Below are 2,673 nucleotides of genomic sequence, written 5' to 3' on the forward strand. Positions count from 1 at the left end.
CGCCGATGGTACTGCAGGGGGGACCCTGTGGGAGAGTAGGACGCCGCCGAACAATTCTTCAGAAGAACCCCCAGCCGGGGAAACCGGGCTGGGGGCTCTTCGCGTTTCCGGGACGACGACGGATCCGCGGCCGGCGGTCAGCCATTCCGGCGGGACAGCCACCTCCGGCGGCGCGGTGCGGCCACCGCCCCGACGGGCGGCGCGTGGAGGGCGGCCACGGTGCTGCGGATCAGGATGCGCACCCCCTCGGCCGCCGTCTCCGCCGACATCGACGCGCTCTTCTCCTGGCCGGACGTCTGGCTCGGCAGGTACGGCAGGTGCGCGAACCCGCCGCGCAGTTCCGGGCGTTCGGTGGCGATCAGGTGCGCCAGCCCGTAGAAGACGTGGTTGCAGAGGTGGGTCCCGGCGGTGTGCGACACGGTGGCCGGAATCCCGGCCAGCTGGACCGCCTCCACGCAGGCCTTGACCGGCAGGGTGGAGAAGTACGCGGCCGGGCCGTCCGGCACGACCGGCTGGTCGACGGGCTGGTGGCCCTTCCGGTCGGGAGCCCGGACGGCGTCGTCGAGGTTGATCGCCACCCGCTCGACCGTGATGTCCGGACGGTTGCCGCCCTGGCCCGTGGCGATCACCAGGTCCGGCTCGACCTGGGCCACCGCCCGGCGCAGTTCGGCGATCGAGTCGCCGAACGCCCAGGGCAGCTCGGCGAACTCCAGCGCCACCCCGGCCGGCGGACCGGCGACGACCAGCCGGCCCGCCTCCAGGGACGAATTCAGGGGATCGCGGCCGAACGGCTCGAAGGCGGTCAGCAGGACGCGGATGATGGCGGACCTCCCAGCGGGCGGGAACGTACGGACCCGATTTGTGCCGTTCGAGCGTAGAGCCGTCCCGAATGTCCCGGCAAGCCCCACCGGTCCCCCGGTGGACACCGTGACCTGATTTCGGGTCAGGTCCGGCGCAGCGCGCCGCCCGCCCGGAGCGAGGCGAGGGTGGGATAGCCGTCGACGGCCATCAGGAGGTCGGCCTCGGCGAGCAGGGAGCGCAGCACGTGGACGACGCCCTCGGTACCCTCCAGGGCCAGGCCGTAGGCGTACGGCCGGCCCACGCCGACGGCGGTGGCGCCGAGGGCGAGCGCCTTGACGACGTCGGTGCCCGAGCGGATCCCGGAGTCGAAGAGGACGGGCAGGCCGTCGGCGGCGGCGACCACGTCGGGGAGCAGGTCCAGGGCGGCCAGGCCGCCGTTGGCCTGGCGGCCGCCGTGGTTGGAGCAGTAGACGCCGTCGACGCCGCCGTCCCTGGCGCGGCGGACGTCCTCGGGGTGGCAGATGCCCTTGAGGACGATCGGCAGGTCGGTGAGCGAGCGCAGCCAGGGCAGGTCGTCCCAGGTCAGCGGGTTGCCGAAGACACCGGCCCACTCCAGGACGGTCGCCTGGACGTCCTCCTCCGGCGCCTTGGCGAGGCGGGCGCGGAACACCGGGTCGGAGGTGTAGTTGGCCAGGCAGTGGCCGCGCAGCTGCGGGAAGTTGGCGGTGGCCAGGTCGCGCGGACGCCAGCCGGTGACCCAGGTGTCCAGGGTGACGACGATGCCCCGGTAGCCCGCGGCCTCCGCCCGGTGCACCAGGCTCTCGGCCAGGGCCCGGTCGGTGGGGGTGTAGAGCTGGAAGAGGCCGGGGGTGTCGCCGAACTCGGCGGCCACCCGCTCCAGCGGATCGACCGTCAGGGTGGAGGCGACCATCGGCACACCGGTGCGGGCGGCGGCCCGGGCGGTGGCCAGGTCCCCGTGGCCGTCCTGGGCGCACAGGCCGATCACGCCGATCGGCGCCATGAACAGCGGGCTCGGCAAGCGCAGGCCGAACAGCTCCACCGACAGGTCCCGGGTGCTGGCGCCGACCATCATCCTCGGGACCAGGCCCCACCGTTCGAAGGCGGCGACGTTCGCCCGCTGGGTCGACTCGTCGCCCGCCCCGCCCGCGACGTAGGAGAGCACCGAGGGCGGCAGCGCGGTGCCCGCCCGGGCCTCGAGTTCGGCGAAGGTCATCGGCATGGTCGGCAGCACGCCGCCGAGCCCGCGCAGGTGGATCTCGTTCTGGTAGTCGCCGAACCGGCCCTGGAACGGCTGGCCCGCCCCTCCGCCGTCCGTCCGCTGATCGCCCATCCGCTGACCGCCCCTCAGCCTCGGGCCGCCGGGACGGTCCCGAACGGCACCCCGGCATTCTCACCACCGACCGGACCGGACGGCCAGGGTGCGGCGGCAGCTCTCCGGCGGCGACGGTGTCAGGGCGGGGCCGGTGTCAGCGCGACGCCGGTGTCAGCGCGACGCCGGAGTCGGGGCGGGGCCGGTGTCACGGCGTCGGCTCCGGACGGACCCGGTGGCCGTACCGCCACACCGTGGCCGCGGCGAGCAGGGCGACCGCCCCGCCGAGCGTCATGACGGTGGCGGGGGAGGAGTGGTCCACCACCAGGCCGCCGGTCAGCGCGCCGATCGAGAAGCTGGCCTGGAACGCCGAGGTGAACACCACGCCGGCGCCCTCCGGGGCGTGCGGGGCCGCGGCGAGGAACCAGCTGAGCGAGCAGACCGGGACGGCGCCGTACGCCACGCCCCAGAGCGTCAGCAGGACGGCGGCGCCGGGACCGCCGGCGCCCAGCAGCGGCAGCAGCAGGCTGTCGTGATCACCG

Annotated in this window: 2 protein-coding genes and 1 pseudogene; all 3 read right to left on the bottom strand. The window is 74.6% G+C overall.

The features are described from left to right. Positions 1-137 precede the first annotated feature (137 nt). Complete coding sequence (gene pcp, locus ABZW03_RS39600; RefSeq protein WP_355269548.1) at positions 138-821, bottom strand: pyroglutamyl-peptidase I; 684 nt, start codon at positions 819-821, stop codon at positions 138-140. A gap of 122 nt (positions 822-943) precedes the next feature. Further along, positions 944-2,152 carry an alpha-hydroxy-acid oxidizing protein gene (locus ABZW03_RS39605; protein WP_355269546.1) on the bottom strand — a complete coding sequence of 403 codons (1,209 nt, stop codon included), beginning with the start codon at positions 2,150-2,152 and terminating at the stop codon, positions 944-946. A 187-nt stretch (positions 2,153-2,339) separates the two neighbouring features. Further along, positions 2,340-2,673, bottom strand: a pseudogene (locus tag ABZW03_RS39610) (MFS transporter); the annotation flags it as partial.

The sequence above is a fragment of the Kitasatospora sp. NPDC004799 genome (assembly GCF_040609095.1).
Taxonomy (GTDB): Bacteria; Actinomycetota; Actinomycetes; order Streptomycetales; family Streptomycetaceae; genus Kitasatospora.

What these genes read in the sequence shown, in the direction of transcription:
- ABZW03_RS39605 (WP_355269546.1), bottom strand. Translation starts at nt 2,152, where the DNA reads ATGGGCGATCAGCGGACGGACGGCGGAGGGGCGGGCCAGCCGTTCCAG.